The organism is Polyangiaceae bacterium (assembly GCA_015075635.1).
Classification (GTDB): Bacteria; Myxococcota_A; Polyangia; order Polyangiales; family Polyangiaceae; genus JADJKB01.
Genome location: JABTUA010000002.1, coordinates 3,149,709 through 3,162,274 on the forward strand (window position 1 = coordinate 3,149,709; position 12,566 = coordinate 3,162,274).

The window sequence follows — 12,566 nt, forward strand, 5'->3', positions numbered from 1 at the left end:
CGTCGCACGGCTCACGTGCGGTAGGCCTTCTCGAGCTCTGCGATGTCGAGCTTCACCATCTTCAAGAGTGCGTCCGTCACCCGCCTCGAGCGAGCCGGGTCCTGGTCGTACATCATCTCGTCGAGGGCCCGCGGCACGATCTGCCAGCGCACACCGAACCGGTCGATGAGCCAGCCGCACGCCTGCGGCTTGCCGCCTCCTTCGAGGAGCGCGTCCCAGTAGCGGTCGAGCTCGGTCTGGTCGTCGCAGGCCACGACCAGCGAGATGGCGTCGTTGAACTCGTGGTGCGGCCCGGCGCTGATGGCCTGGAACCGCTGACCGAAGAGCGTGAAGTCCACGACCTTCACCGAGCCCGGTGGGCCGCTCGGCGACTCGCTCAGGAGCGGCGTGACCCGGTCGACCCGCGAGTCTGGGAAGACGGAGGCGTAGAACCGGGCCGCCTCCTCGGCCTCCTTCGCGTACCAGAGGTGCGGAAATATCTTTGCGCGAGCCATCGTCGTCCTCCTCACGACTTCTGCTGCTGCTCGATCTGGGCGCGCAAGCGTTCCTCTTGGGCGCGCAGCTCCGGCGTGAGCTCCTGGCCGAAGTCCTCGGCCTCGAAGACCGGCCGGAGCTCCAGGACCGACTCCTCGCCGGGCATCGGGTCGGGACAGCGCCGGGCCCACTCGAGCGCCTCGTCCATGCTCTTCACCTGCCACAGCCAGAATCCGGCGATGAGCTCCTTCGTCTCGGCGAAGGGACCATCGATGGCGGTCTTCTTGCCAGCGGTGAAGACGACGCGCTTGCCCTTCGAGCTCGGGTGGAGCCCCTCGCCTGCGAGCATCACGCCGGCCTTCACCAGCTCCTCGTTGTACTTGCCCATGTCGGCGAGCAGCTTCTCGCTGGGCATCACGCCCGCCTCGGAGCTCTTCGTCGCCTTGACGATCACCATCACTCGCATCGTTCTGCCCTCTTCGGTTGGTTGGGGTTCGATCAGGCGACGAACGAGCGCGGCCCGGATCGACATGTCCCGGCAGATTTCTAGAGCACCGCGCCTGTGCCCCACGAAAGCCCAACCTTTTCGAGCGGTTAGCCGTGCCAAGGCAGCAAGAGTCGAGTCACAGCGAGCCGACCTGCGGCTTCGCTTCGTCGAAGCCCATGTTCAAGAGCGGGCTCCACTCGAGCACGCCGTCCTCGGCGTGGTTCAACAGCCCAATCTGCAGCCCGCGCAGCCGCTTGGCGTGGTTGAACAGGCCGATCTGGACGCCGCTCACCCGGTCGCCGACGTTCACCGCGCCGAGCTGCACCCCGTGCAGGGTCTGGGCGTAGTTGCCGCCACCCAGCTGCGCGCCCGTGTGCTGCTCGAAGGCGAGGTTCGCCAGGCCGAGCTGCCCGCCCGTGGAGCGCTCGGAGATGCTCGCAGCGCCGATCTGCGCGAGGCCGCGGAACGTCTCGGCGCCGGCGAACAACCCGATCTGAAGGCCGCCGCTGAAGTCGTGCGCAGCGCTCATGGCTCCGACTTGCGCCACGCCGCGGAACTCGTTGGCGTAGTTCAGCAGGCCGAACTGGCCCAAGGCCCAGAGCTCGGTGTCGTCGCCCCGGCTCTCGAACAGGCCCTTGCCCTGGCCGTTGACCACGCCGATCTGCGCGAGCCCGACGAAGGACCCGGCGGAGCGGTTGTAGCCACCGAGCTGGAGCGCGCCGGCGAAGGACTCGTCCGTCAGGTTGTACCCGCCGAGCTGCATCAGCCCTGCGAAGCTCTGGGCACGGTTGTAGCCGGCGAGCTGCAACACCCCGCCGAACTCCTGGCTGCGGTTGTGACCCAAGGTGAGCTGCCCCAACCCGTAAAAGTAGCGCGCGCGGTTCTCTCCCAGGCTCACCTGGGCCACGCCCCCGAGCTCGTCGGAGAGGTTGCGCCCGAGCGCGAGCTGCGCGACGCCGTAGTGACTCCCGGCGTCGTTCCGGATCAGCGACAGCGAAGCTACGCCGTAGAAGCGCTCGGTGCGACTCTGCGCCGCGGCCAGCGTCGCGATGCCGACGAAGGTGTCACGGTGCGTGCGCAGGCCTGCGTCGAGCACGTACCAGTTGCTCGGGCGCTCTTCGGCGACCACCAGATCCGGGCTCGGCGGGGCTCCGGGGCCGCAGCCCGGCGCAGTGCAGGGTGGCGCGTCGAGCACCTTCTGCTCTCGGGTGTCTCGCCCCTCACTCCCGTCAACCGCGATCGCGGCGCCCGCCGGCCGAGTGCCGATGTCATCCTCGTCCGCGCTGCGAGCGCCCGCGGGCGTCGCCAGCGCCATCCACCCGAGCACGTTCAGAACCAAGAAAGCCGAGCTTCGCATGATGCCCGGGGCAACGCCTGGCGGGCTCGGGGCTTACACCCGACCGCGGTCAGCCACCCTCCGGCGGCGAGTCCCAGTCCGTCACGGACTCGCCCTTCTCGATCGAGAGGATGTCGATGGCCGCCGCGGCGCCGTCGCCGGCGCTGATGATGGCCTGGCTGCGACCAGGTCGCGTCGAGCGCCCGACGGCGTACACCCCGGGCACGGCGGTGCGCCCGTTCTTGTCCGTGGCGAGCCCCGTCGCCGGATCGTGGGAGAGGCCGAGCATCTGCGCGAGGCGCGGCGACTTGCCCTCCGACAGGATCACGTAGCGCGCTCGGACGGTCGCGCCGTCTTCGAGCGTCGCCTGGAACCCGTCTCCCTGCTTCGCGAGGGCCTCGACGCGCGTGCCCAGGACCTTCGCGCCGAGCGCGGCGACCTGCCGGCGCGCGACGGCTTGGAAGTCGCTGCCGAGGATCTCGGGGATGCCCAGGTAGTTCCTGAGCAGCGCGGCGTGCATCGCCGTCTTGTCCTGGCCGTGAACGACCACGTCCATGCCGTTCTTCGCGAGGAAGAGCGCGGCGCTCAGGCCGCCCGGACCGTCTCCGATCACCAACACGTCGGTCATGCGCTTGATATCGAGAAGCGCCGGCCCGATGTCAACTCGAGGCCTGCACACGACCGCTGCGACACCACGGCCAAGATGGCTCGAGGGACCGGGGCGGCGGGGCCACGCGGCAGCCCTTTCGTTCAATCCTCGGTGGGTGCCCGTGGGTAGGTTCGAGCCCTGACCTCGCTCGGGAGACCCTCATGAAAGCCATCGTTCAAGACCGCTATGGATCGGCCGACGTACTGCAACTCCGGGAGATCGATCGTCCTCGGCCGCGCGCGGGCGAGGTCATCGTCCGGGTCCACGCCGCGGGCATCGACTTCGGGGTGTGGCACCTGATGGAGGGGGTGCCCTACGCGGTGCGACTCGCCTTTGGCCTGCGCCGACCGAAGAACCCCGTGCGCGGGATCGAGCTAGCGGGGGTGGTCGAGGAGGTGGGCACGAACGTGACCACCTTCGCACCGGGCGACGAGGTCTTCGGCGTCGGGGAGGGATCCTTCGCCGAGTACGCGCGCGCCTCCGTCTCCAAGCTCCTGCACAAGCCCCCGAACCTCGGCTTCGCGGAGGCGGCGGCCGTGCCCGTGTCAGCGACGACCGCCCTCACGGGCCTCCGCGCGGCGGGGCTCGAAGCAGGGCAGACGGTGCTCATCACGGGTGCGGGCGGCGGCGTCGGCTCCTACGCGGTGCAGCTCGCGCGCGCGATGGGCGCCGAGGTGACCGGCGTCTGCAGCACGGCGAAGCTGGACTTCGTGCGTTCTCTGGGCGCGGCGCACGTCATCGACTACACGCGCGAGGACGCCACCGCGGGCGACCGCACCTACGACGTCATCATCGACCTCGCGGGCAGCCGCAGTGTGTCCGCCCTGCGCCGCGCGCTCGCGCCGACGGGGACTCTGGTGATCCTCGGGGGAGAGGGCGGGGGCAAGTGGCTCGGCATGGGTCGCCAGGTCTGGGCGCAGATCGTCGGCGTCACGACCCGACAGACGTTCCGATCGCCCATCGGGCTCGTGAACCAGAAGGACCTCGCTACCCTCGGGGAGATGCTCGAGGCGGGAAACCACGGAGTCACCCATGCGCTGGTCCAGGAGGTGTGCGTCGAGCGCAGCAGCGCGGCGCGGCGCCAGCGGTGGCATCAGCGCGTTGCCGCGGCGCTCGAGCGCGACCTCTTGGCCGGCGAGAGCCCGCACCTCCTCGCCCAGCATTTCGAGGCTGCGGGCGATGCGGCGCGAGCGGTTCCCGCTTATGCGGCAGCGGGACGACAGGCCGGCCTCCGATACGCCACCTCCGACGCCATCGCCCTGTGCGCCCGCGCGCTGGATCTGCTGCCCCGCTTGCCCGCGGGCCGTGAGCGCGACCGTCTCGAGCTCGAGATCCTGGGGACCATGTGCCGACAGGTGAGCTCCACCTCGTTCAAGACGACCTTCGCCGGCCGGGAGCCGCTCTCGGTCTATTCGAGGGCCATCGAGATCGCGCGCACGCTCGATGACTCGCCGAGCGTGTACGCAGCGCTCACGCGGCTGTGCAACTACCACATGATCACTGCCGACTACCGCCAGGCGGCGGAGCTGCACGGTGAGCTCGAGGCGATCGAGCAAGCCCACGAGCTGGATCCGGTGCTTCTCCACTCCGGGATCTTCGCCCGGGCGTATACCGCGTTCTTCACCGCCGACCTCGGCAGCGCGGTTCGCCTGCTCGAACAGCTAGCTCCCTCGGAGCACGAGCGGTCTGTGTTTCACGCGAACCTCCCCGGTAGGACGCTCGCTCTGGGCCATCTCGCGTGCGTGCGCTGGGTCATGGGGGACGCCGAGCGCGCCCTGGCCGAGGCGCAGGCGACGATCGACCTCGCGGCGAGGACCGGAGTCCCGGTCCTGCCAGCGCTCGGGCACGTGGTCCGCGCGAGGCTCCGGTACCTGCGTCGCGATCCGCTGCCGATCGCCGAGGTGGAGGCGATCGAGGCAGTCCGGGTCGCGGCGCCCGATCTGGGGCTCCAGACGGAGGCAAAGGCCTTCGCGCTGTGGGCGAAGGCCCGCCGCGCCCCGCTCTCGCTCGAGGAGATTCGGCCACTCCTCGACGACCTGAACCAGCGGCTGACCGAAGTCTCGACATGCTCCACGTTGCTCGGGCAGGTCCTGATCGACGTGTTGAGGGCGTCCGGGCACGCTGCGGAGGCGAGCCGCCTCACCGGCGAGATCATCTCCTTCGCGATCAGCCACGACGAGAGCGTGTTCCTACCGGAGCTGCTCCGGATCCGCGGCGAGCAGGTGGAACGCACGAACCCCGCCGCGGCGGCGAAGGACTATCTCGAGGCCCTGGAGCTCGCCCGGACTACGGGGGCGCAGAGTCTGGAGCGTCGCGCGATGGAAAACCTCTCCGCGCTCCAGGCTTCCGCTAGGGCAGGTGGTGCAGCGCCTCGGCGGGGCTCGAGGCGAACCTGAGCGGGGCGGCCCTCGCCGCGCGCCATGCCGCGCTGAGCCCCATCGCCGGCTCCCGGCCTGACTGCGTCCGACGCGCTGGACTGGCGCAGCGGTTGCGCGAACGCCCGCCGAGACCCGGCCAGGAGGCGCAACTGGCGCTCGCCTGCGTCTGTTCTCGAGCGCTCGTGGCCTGAACCGGTGCCAAACTTGCGCGGGAGGCGAGCGCGGGCGCAAAGCTCGCGCGGGGATCGGACTGTCAGTGGATAAAAATATCCATTGAATTCGACTTGATCCTGGTCAAGTTGGGGGTTCGTTGCGGCTGGCACGGCGCGTGAAAGGCGGGGGCAAGCCGGGAAGAACCCAGCTCTGACGCTGCGCCCGGCATCCGAACCCCTTGCCGGAGGTCCGTCCATGCGACCCGTGTCCGCACTACTTTCTGTCGTTGCCCTGCTCGCCGCCTTCGGTTGCGGCCGCTCCCCGGATGTCCAGCGCGAGCGCCTCGGCTCGACCGGTGGCTCCGAGAAGGGGGACTTCGGCCCGGCCGTCGGGGCGCCGGTGGTCGCCGAGCTCACCGATGCGCCCAGAGTTCCGAGACCCGTGGAGCGCAAGAAGCCGGCCCACGTCGTGGTGGAGCTCGAGACGCGCGAGCTCGAGCTGCCCATCGCCAACGGCGCCACGTACACGTTCTGGACGTTCGGCGGCAAGGTGCCGGGGCAGTTCATCCGCGTGCGGCAAGGCGACACCGTGGAGGTGCGGCTGAAGAATCACCCCGACAGCAAGATGCCGCACAACGTCGACCTGCACGCGGTGACCGGACCTGGCGGAGGAGCGGAGAGCTCCTTCACTTCCCCGGGATACGAGACGAAGTTCTCGTTCAAGGCGCTCAACCAGGGCCTCTTCGTCTACCACTGTGCGACCGCGCCCGTCGGCATGCACATCGCGAACGGGATGTACGGCCTGATCTTGGTCGAGCCCCCGGAAGGCCTGCCCCCCGTCGATCACGAGTACTACGTGATGCAGAGCGAGTTCTACACGGCGGGCAAGTACCGGGAGCCCGGCTTGGCTCGATTCGACGAAGCGAAGGCCATCGACGAGCGCCCCACCTACGTGCTCTTCAACGGTCGGGAGGGCGCGCTCACCGGCGACAATGCGCTGAAAGCCAAGGTCGGGGAGCGCGTGCGGCTCTACGTCGGCAACGGGGGTCCCAACCTGGTGTCGAGCTTCCACGTCATCGGTGAGATCTTCGACAAGGTCTACACCGAGGGCGGGACTCGCCATCAAGAGAACGTCCAGACGACGCTCATTCCGGCCGGCGGCTCGGCGATTGTCGAGTTTCGGGTCGAGGTCCCGGGTGACTACGCGCTGGTGGACCACTCGATCTTCCGCACCTTCCACAAGGGTGCTCTCGGCACGCTCCGCGTGAGCGGCGACGAGAACAAGGCGACCTTCTCCGGGCAGCTCGAAGCCCGCGAATGGAAGCCGAACTGAGGGTCGGATCATGGGCTCCCTCGCACTGATCGGGCTCTCCCTGCTGACGCTGGTGGCGACGAAGCACCCGGACCTCGTCGAGCGAGCGCTCTGGCCCGAGCCCCGCGCCAGCATCGACTGGGTGCGCATTCCGGCCGGCACTCAGCGACCACAGTTCGCGCCGAGTGAGTCCCAGACCGAGATCGCGATCGGAGAGCACGACCTCGCGGACACTCCAGTCACCAACGGGGCCTTCCTGCGCTTCGTGCAGCGTCACCCCGAGTGGCGCCGAGATCGTGTCTCGCGCTTGTTCGCCGACCCTGCGTACCTCGCGCACTGGGCTGCTCCCGATGATCTGGGTGACGCCGGCGCACGGCGCCCGGTCACCCAGGTGAGCTGGTTCGCGGCGAGCGCGTTCTGCGAAGCGGCCGGCGCGCGCCTGCCAACGGAGGCGGAGTGGGAGCGCGTCGCCGCGGAGAGCCCGGCCGCGGAGCAGCTCGCCTGGTACGCCAAGCCGTCCCGGGGCCCCGAGCGTGACGTCGGCGGCGGAGCGGAGAACAGCCTCTCGGTCCACGACATGAACGGCCTGGTCTGGGAGTGGGTGCTCGACTTCAACTCCAACATGGTGACGGCGGACAGCCGTGACACGACCGACAACGACAAGAACACCTTCTGTGGCGCTGGAGCGCTGCGCGCCCGTGATCCGGATGACTATGCAGCGTTCATGCGCATCGCGTTCAGAAGCTCGCTGGAAGCACGTTTCGTCGCCCGGCACCTGGGGTTCCGCTGTGCCCGCGACGTCGAGAAGGAGACCCGATGAACCGTTCCATCTTCACCGTCGCGGCGTGCCTGGCGCTCTCGTGTTGCTCCCGCGCCCCGTCTTCCCCACCCACACCGGAGACCAGCGAGGCGGACGTTCCGCACGCCACGCTGCCAGCCGGTCGAGCCGTGCAGGGAGCGAGCCTCTACCAGGTCTCGATGGAGCTGACGGACCAGGACGGCCAGGCGCTCGGCCTCGACGCCTTCGCCGGGCACCCGGTGATCATCAGCATGTTCTACGGCAGCTGCCCCTTCGCCTGTCCGACGCTGATTTCCGACGTGAAGCGCATCATCGACAAGCTCGACCAGACGACTCGCAAGGACGTGCGCGTGCTGCTGGTGAGCTTCGACCCGGAGCGCGACACGCCAGCGGCCATGAAGGAGCTCGCCGAACGGCATCGCACCGATCAGAGCCTGTTCCGTTTCGCCAGGAGCAGCGAAGCGGACGTCCGCAAGCTCGCCGCGGTGCTCGGCATCCGCTACAAGAAGCTCGACAACGGCGCCATCAACCACTCCACCGTGATCACCGTTCTGGATCGGCGCGGCATGCCCCGCTACCGCATGGATGGCCTCAAAGGGCCTCCCGACGGGGCGGTGAGCGCGCTCGAGCGCGTCGATTCGCCGATCGCTCGTGCTTGGGGCTTGCTGACGGGGGGATGATCCGCTCGCAGTCCGTCGGCCCGGCGTCGCCTGAGGCCGAAGGAGTGCTCTTCGCGGCGACGGCCGTGCGCCTTGCGGCTCGAGCGAGCTCGCGCGTCAGCCGATCAGTGGGTTCCGCGTGCGCAGCTTGGAGAACCGGGAGAAGTCGCGGTCGGCCGTCCAGAGCTCGCTCACGGCGTGCTCCAGACACAGGGCGGCGATTCGGGCGTCGTGCACGCGGGGCCCGACGACCTTCCCGTCCCGGAGCACGGCGTCCAGCGTGCTCCAGTACCCAGTGGTCTCGGCGAGCAGCGCGAGCTTCGGCGATGCGACCCAGCCCTCGACGGCCCGGCGGGCGTCGCTCAGAGACGAGGGCGGATCGAACACACGGGGGTGAGTCGCGATCGCGATGAACTCGTGGATGCAGGGCCACGGAATCGCCCACGGCCGCCGCGAGGCTTCGCGGACGCGCGCCCGAGCGGCGGCGTGCCACGGGGAGTCCGCTCGGTGAGCATAGAGGAGGACGTTGGTGTCGATGGCGATCACGTCCCGCGGCCTTCATACGCCAGATCGCGCAGCGTGCGCACGTCCTCCCAAGAGAGGCCTGGCTGCAGGCCGCGGCCGCGGACCGCGTGCGTGTCGACGCCCTCCGCGTCGCCTTCGCCGTCCGCCTCTGCTGACAGCTTCTCGCGCAGCGCTTCTTCGACCACGACCCGCAACGTCGTCCCACGTTTGGCCGCGAGCTGCTTCGCCCGCCGCAAGATCGGGTCAGCAATATCGATGGTTGTCTTCATATGGGTCAACCATATCGCTGCCCAGCCAGCCCGGCAAGGGCGCCACGAGCCGCGCGCGTGACCGAAGGACCGAGACACGCCCGGTGACGCGCCCTGCCCGCCACGACTCCGCCGCCACTGAAGATACCGCAGCGTCGCGCCTACTTGAGCTGACAGCGCGGGTTGTCGAGGATCACCCAGCGCTGGCCCAGCTTCGCCGGCTCGTCGATGCGGACCTCCGCTTCGCCGCGAGAGCCATTGGGGTGATCGATCGTGACCGTCAGGAACTTGGAGAACGCGACGACTGGACAGTTCGCGTAGGGCCCCGTGACCTTTCCTCCAGCCACGGCCTTCGCTTTGGATCCAGGGGGGACAAATCCGCCGCACCGCCGGATGGCGTACGAGAGCATTTCGCGACCGTCCGGTCTCAGCTTGTCCGCGGCTCCGCAGGCGCTCTCGATCTCCGCCGGAGTGGGGGTGAGCGCCAGCAACGCCTCGAGGTCGCCGGCTGCCAGGGCGTCAAGCACCGCTTGCACCAGCGCATCGCGCGTGGGCGTCGGCACCGGCGCGCGCGGGGGCGGCGCTGCGTCGCTCACGGCATCGACAGTCCCAGCTTCTTGGGGCGGAGCCGGCGCGATCTCCACCGAGGCGTCGGGGACACTCGCACCCGTGGGGTCCGGGGCGGAGACAAGCTCGACCCGGGGCTCCGGCGCGGGCGTCGGACGAGCGTCGCTGGCCGGACGACAGCTCGAGATGGACAGCAGCGCACCGAGCCAAAGGTGGACACGGCGAGCTCGGGACTCGTTCACGAGAGCAGAGAAGCGGAGGGTCCCGGCATCGCTCGGCTCGTCCACACCCATGATCGATCCGCTCTCGAGAACCTGAACTCTAGCACGGTCCGGCCCAAGCTCGCGCCGCGACCGCCCCGTCGCCGCCGCGCGAACCCTCGAGCGACGCGCGAGGCGCGAGCGCGGACCGAGCGCGAGCGCTAACCTGGGCCGCATGCGACGCACGACGGTTCCGGGGTTCCTGCTCGTCGTGTCGCTCCAAGGCTGCGGGAAGGTGGCCGACAGCACGGAGGGCACGGCCGCTGCTGCAGGGTGGACGGGCACCGGCGGCGCGGGAGGAGTCGGGGGCGCGTCCACGGGCGGAGCGCCGTCGGGCGGCGCCGCGGGTGCGCCCTGCGACGGGCTCACGCGTGTCGGAGACGTGATCGAGGTGCTGAAGCCCAGCGGTGACGGACTGAATCCCGCTCTCGTGGCGCTCGGCGCGAGCGTCGAGGTCGTCTTCGAGACGACGAGCCCTTCCGGCAAGACGATCGTGAAGGGAGATTGGCTCTCGCCCTGGTCCGGGGCGTGGTCGCCGCCCCTGGTGGGGGCGGCCGCCATCTTCGCCGACGTGAACGACCCGTTCGTTGCCGCTGCCAACGCTAAGAAGAGCACCTCCGCCGTGCTGCACGGCGTCGCTGGCGCGCCGTGTCTGCGCCTGGCCACGATCGATCCGCAGGACACCCTGGCGACCATCGGCTCCTGCACGTCGTCGCCCCCGGTCGACGTGGGAGCGCCCCGCCTGCTCCTGGCGCGCTCGGACAGCGGGCCCGAAGACGCCTACGTCGTCGCGTACGAGAGCGGGGGGCATCAGCTCTCCTTCGCCAGCGTGAGCGGCGCGAAGGTCGGTGCCCCTGGGTGGCTCGGGTGCGCCACGTCTCCGCTCCTCGCCGCAGGCTGGTCGTCGCCGTCGGGCACGCTGGTGGCATTCAGCACCAGTCGCCCGTTCCAGACCTGCGGCCTCGACGCGTGGGCCGACGGTCCGCCCACGCGCCTGCAGATCGCACGCCTCGGAGACGGAGCCGATCCCTCCTCCGCAGAGCTCCGGCACGAGCTCACGCTGGCAGAACCCATCGTCGCGCTCCGCCTCGCTCCTCGCGCCGACGGCGGGGCGTGGGTCGTGTTCCAAACGGCGCTGGGGATCCCGGCGGGCCCGCTCCGAGCGCTCGCGGTCGACGCGCAGGGCAAGCCGACCTCCGAGCTGGTCGACGTGGTCGATCCGGGCGACGTGGCGCCGTTCGCGCTGGCGCCCATGGGAAACCGGGCGCTCTTGGTCTGGTACCCGTTCCCGGTCTGCAAGAACGAGCCCTGCGCGGCGCTGCGCTTCCATCGCTTGGACGACAGCACCCAATCCTCCACGGCTCCCATCCACGTCGAGCCCCTGCTCGGCGCCCCGCTCGGCAGCCTCTCGCTCGCGAGCTCCCCGGATGCGAAGAGCGCGATCGCCGCCTGGCACGATCTGAAGGGCATGCCGAGCCAGCTCTTCGCCGCCCGCTTCGACTGCGCGAACTGAACGAAGGCTCGCGCTGGCGCGAGCGCTCACTTGCCCATCTTGTCGCGCAGTCGATGGGCTCGCGCGCGGGTCTTGAACATGCGCTTCTGGGCCGCTCGCGCTCGTGGGTCGAGCTTCTGGCGTGCGTGTTCGATCTCGCGCTCTAGCTTCTGGCGGCTCCAGAGCCGGCGCTCGTCGAGCTCCCCGCGCGCTATCGCGGTGATCACGGCGCACCCCGGCTCGCCGGCGTGGCGGCAGTCGCGAAAGCGGCACTCGCTGCCGAGCGTGGCGATCTCGTCGAAGCCCGCGTCGACGTCGCCGTCTTCTCCGGAGAGTCCCAGCTCGCGCATCCCGGGCGTGTCGATCAGCAACCCTCCGCCCGTCAGCACGAAGAGCTCGCGGTGGGTGGTAGTGTGGCGGCCTCGCTCGTCGTCGCTGCGCACCGCGCCCACCCGCTCGACCTCGCGGCCCAGCAGGCGGTTGGTGAGCGCGGACTTGCCGACGCCGGACGGCCCCACGAGGGCCAGCGTCTCGCTCGGCCCGATGGCAGCCCGGAGCCGCTCGATGCCGGCGCCGGTGAACGCGCTGGTCGCGATCACCTCCGCGCCCCGGGCTACCGCGCGGACGTGGGCGATGGTCTGCTCCGGGTCGGCCGCGAGGTCCAGCTTGTTGATCACGAACACCGGGCGCGCGCCGCTCTGCCGCACGGCGGTCGCGTAGCGCTCGAGCCGAGCCGGGTTCACTCCCCGCAGTCGTACGCGGTCGTCGTCGCTTCCGGACTCGGCGCACACGACGAACGCCGCGTCGATGTTGGCGGCGATCACCTGGAGCCCGTGGGGATCGCCGGGGTCGCGCCTCACGAACGAGGTCTTTCGTTCGAGCACGCGCGCGATCACGGCTACTCCGCTGCCCGAGAGGGGCCCGAGCTCCACCCAGTCGCCCACGCGGGGCAATTCAGCGGTGGAACCGACAGCGTGCCGCAGGCGTCCGGAGAGCACGCCCTCCCGCGTTCCGGTCGAAGAGAGCAGCAGGTAGCGACCGCGGTGCTCGACCGCGACGCGCGCGGCGCGGTCCCAAGCGTCGGGGTCGGAGAACTGAGATGCGAAGTGGTCGTCGAAGCCGAGCGCGCTGAGCGCCGGCGTTTCCAGGTCGTGATACATCGATGAAGTCCCCGAGCAGAGGCAGAGCGCGAGCAGGCGCGCCCCGCGAGACACGGGCAAAAGGCGTG

General features: G+C 69.9%; 13 protein-coding genes. 5 read left to right on the top strand and 8 right to left on the bottom strand.

What is annotated here, in order from left to right:
* Window positions 1-11 precede the first annotated feature (11 nt).
* The 4 genes from HS104_30195 to HS104_30210 all read right to left on the bottom strand — a co-directional run bounded on the left by HS104_30195 (window position 12) and on the right by HS104_30210 (window position 2,925).
* Window positions 12-494: a VOC family protein gene (locus tag HS104_30195; protein ID MBE7484227.1), complete on the bottom strand. Its 483-nt coding sequence runs from the start codon at window positions 492-494 to the stop codon at window positions 12-14.
* Between the two features lie 11 nt (window positions 495-505).
* Complete coding sequence (locus HS104_30200) at window positions 506-940, bottom strand: YciI family protein (protein ID MBE7484228.1); 435 nt, start codon at window positions 938-940, stop codon at window positions 506-508.
* Window positions 941-1,097: 157 nt separating this feature from the next.
* Complete coding sequence (locus HS104_30205) at window positions 1,098-2,318, bottom strand: hypothetical protein (protein ID MBE7484229.1); 1,221 nt, start codon at window positions 2,316-2,318, stop codon at window positions 1,098-1,100.
* 49 nt (window positions 2,319-2,367) lie between these two features.
* On the bottom strand, window positions 2,368-2,925 hold the full coding sequence (locus tag HS104_30210; protein ID MBE7484230.1) for an FAD-dependent oxidoreductase: 558 nt from the start codon (window positions 2,923-2,925) through the stop codon (window positions 2,368-2,370).
* Window positions 2,926-3,107: 182 nt separating this feature from the next.
* On the opposite strand from HS104_30210, the gene HS104_30215 reads away from it, so the two are divergent.
* The 4 genes from HS104_30215 (at window position 3,108) to HS104_30230 (ending at window position 8,267) form a co-directional block, all read left to right on the top strand.
* On the top strand, window positions 3,108-5,342 hold the full coding sequence (locus HS104_30215) for a zinc-binding dehydrogenase (GenBank protein MBE7484231.1): 2,235 nt from the start codon (window positions 3,108-3,110) through the stop codon (window positions 5,340-5,342).
* A gap of 390 nt (window positions 5,343-5,732) precedes the next feature.
* Window positions 5,733-6,809: a nitrite reductase, copper-containing gene (gene nirK / locus HS104_30220; protein ID MBE7484232.1), complete on the top strand. Its 1,077-nt coding sequence runs from the start codon at window positions 5,733-5,735 to the stop codon at window positions 6,807-6,809.
* A 10-nt stretch (window positions 6,810-6,819) separates the two neighbouring features.
* On the top strand, window positions 6,820-7,608 hold the full coding sequence (locus tag HS104_30225) for a formylglycine-generating enzyme family protein (GenBank protein ID MBE7484233.1): 789 nt from the start codon (window positions 6,820-6,822) through the stop codon (window positions 7,606-7,608).
* Entirely contained in the window at window positions 7,605-8,267 is a 663-nt protein-coding gene (locus HS104_30230) for an SCO family protein (GenBank protein MBE7484234.1), read from the top strand. The genes HS104_30225 and HS104_30230 overlap by 4 nt, the downstream gene beginning before the upstream one ends.
* A gap of 96 nt (window positions 8,268-8,363) precedes the next feature.
* On the opposite strand, the gene HS104_30235 is transcribed toward HS104_30230, so the two are convergent.
* The 3 genes from HS104_30235 to HS104_30245 all read right to left on the bottom strand — a co-directional run bounded on the left by HS104_30235 (window position 8,364) and on the right by HS104_30245 (window position 9,615).
* Window positions 8,364-8,792 carry a PIN domain-containing protein gene (locus HS104_30235; protein MBE7484235.1) on the bottom strand — a complete coding sequence of 143 codons (429 nt, stop codon included), beginning with the start codon at window positions 8,790-8,792 and terminating at the stop codon, window positions 8,364-8,366.
* Window positions 8,789-9,040, bottom strand: a complete 252-nt coding sequence (locus tag HS104_30240) for a DUF2191 domain-containing protein (protein ID MBE7484236.1) — start codon at window positions 9,038-9,040, stop codon at window positions 8,789-8,791. The genes HS104_30235 and HS104_30240 overlap by 4 nt, the downstream gene beginning before the upstream one ends.
* 140 nt (window positions 9,041-9,180) lie before the next feature.
* Window positions 9,181-9,615, bottom strand: coding sequence for a hypothetical protein (locus tag HS104_30245; protein ID MBE7484237.1), 435 nt, complete (start codon window positions 9,613-9,615; stop codon window positions 9,181-9,183).
* Window positions 9,616-10,021: 406 nt separating this feature from the next.
* On the opposite strand from HS104_30245, the gene HS104_30250 reads away from it, so the two are divergent.
* Entirely contained in the window at window positions 10,022-11,359 is a 1,338-nt protein-coding gene (locus HS104_30250) for a hypothetical protein (protein MBE7484238.1), read from the top strand.
* A 26-nt stretch (window positions 11,360-11,385) separates the two neighbouring features.
* Here the strand turns inward: HS104_30250 and rsgA are convergent, their stop codons facing one another.
* Window positions 11,386-12,498, bottom strand: coding sequence for a ribosome small subunit-dependent GTPase A (rsgA, locus tag HS104_30255; protein ID MBE7484239.1), 1,113 nt, complete (start codon window positions 12,496-12,498; stop codon window positions 11,386-11,388).
* Window positions 12,499-12,566: the final 68 nt, after the last annotated feature.

What these genes read in the sequence shown, in the direction of transcription:
- HS104_30225 (MBE7484233.1), top strand. Translation starts at nt 6,820, where the DNA reads ATGGGCTCCCTCGCACTGATCGGGCTCTCCCTGCTGACGCTGGTGGCG.
- rsgA (MBE7484239.1), bottom strand. Translation starts at nt 12,498, where the DNA reads ATGTATCACGACCTGGAAACGCCGGCGCTCAGCGCGCTCGGCTTCGAC.
- HS104_30200 (MBE7484228.1), bottom strand. Translation starts at nt 940, where the DNA reads ATGCGAGTGATGGTGATCGTCAAGGCGACGAAGAGCTCCGAGGCGGGC.
- HS104_30210 (MBE7484230.1), bottom strand. Translation starts at nt 2,925, where the DNA reads ATGACCGACGTGTTGGTGATCGGAGACGGTCCGGGCGGCCTGAGCGCC.
- HS104_30250 (MBE7484238.1), top strand. Translation starts at nt 10,022, where the DNA reads ATGCGACGCACGACGGTTCCGGGGTTCCTGCTCGTCGTGTCGCTCCAA.
- HS104_30230 (MBE7484234.1), top strand. Translation starts at nt 7,605, where the DNA reads ATGAACCGTTCCATCTTCACCGTCGCGGCGTGCCTGGCGCTCTCGTGT.
- HS104_30240 (MBE7484236.1), bottom strand. Translation starts at nt 9,040, where the DNA reads ATGAAGACAACCATCGATATTGCTGACCCGATCTTGCGGCGGGCGAAG.
- nirK (MBE7484232.1), top strand. Translation starts at nt 5,733, where the DNA reads ATGCGACCCGTGTCCGCACTACTTTCTGTCGTTGCCCTGCTCGCCGCC.
- HS104_30205 (MBE7484229.1), bottom strand. Translation starts at nt 2,318, where the DNA reads ATGCGAAGCTCGGCTTTCTTGGTTCTGAACGTGCTCGGGTGGATGGCG.
- HS104_30195 (MBE7484227.1), bottom strand. Translation starts at nt 494, where the DNA reads ATGGCTCGCGCAAAGATATTTCCGCACCTCTGGTACGCGAAGGAGGCC.
- HS104_30215 (MBE7484231.1), top strand. Translation starts at nt 3,108, where the DNA reads ATGAAAGCCATCGTTCAAGACCGCTATGGATCGGCCGACGTACTGCAA.